1 protein-coding gene is annotated in these 561 nt (G+C 60.8%); it reads right to left on the bottom strand.

The window, feature by feature from the left end; all coding sequences use genetic code 11:
- Positions 1-561, bottom strand: a 561-nt coding sequence (locus ACT6Q8_RS25655) for an EscU/YscU/HrcU family type III secretion system export apparatus switch protein (RefSeq protein ID WP_444739501.1), incomplete at its 3' end; no start/stop codon positions are given.

Genomic DNA, 561 nt, shown 5'->3' with positions numbered 1-561 from the left:
GACGATGGCCTGAGCGTGCAGACCCGCGCCCTTGGCCAGCACCAGGGGCAGTGGGGTTTCACCATGCTCGTAGAGCAGTGCAACCGCAAGGTGCGTGGGGTTGGTGACCACCAGCGAGGGTTTGCGCTTGCCACCGCCACCGCCCTGGACGATTTCCCGATGCAGCTTTCGCCGTTCTCCCTTGATTTCAGGCGCTCCATCGGACTCCTTGTGTTCGCGCTTGACCTCATCCTTGGTCATCATCTGCTGGCGGGCGAACAGCTTGCGCTGAATGAGCCAGTCGAACCCTGCGATGACAGTGAAGACGAAGGCCGTGGTCAGCAGCAAGGACTTGATCAACAAGCCCAATCCCGCCGTCACCGGCTGGATGCCGGAGCCCGCCAGCAGCATGAGCGTCCCCAGGTTGTCGTGGACCAGCTTCCACACGATGGCAGTGAGCGCCACCACCTTCACCACCGACTTCAGCGCCTCGATGAGGTTGCGCGCCGAAAACAGGTTCTTCACATTCGCCACGACATCCAGCTTCTGGAAGTTGAACTTCATCTTTTCCGGGGCAAACAC

The organism is Niveispirillum sp. (assembly GCF_052437035.1).
GTDB lineage: Bacteria > Pseudomonadota > Alphaproteobacteria > Azospirillales > Azospirillaceae > Niveispirillum.
This window is presented reverse-complemented; position numbering and strand designations above follow the sequence as displayed.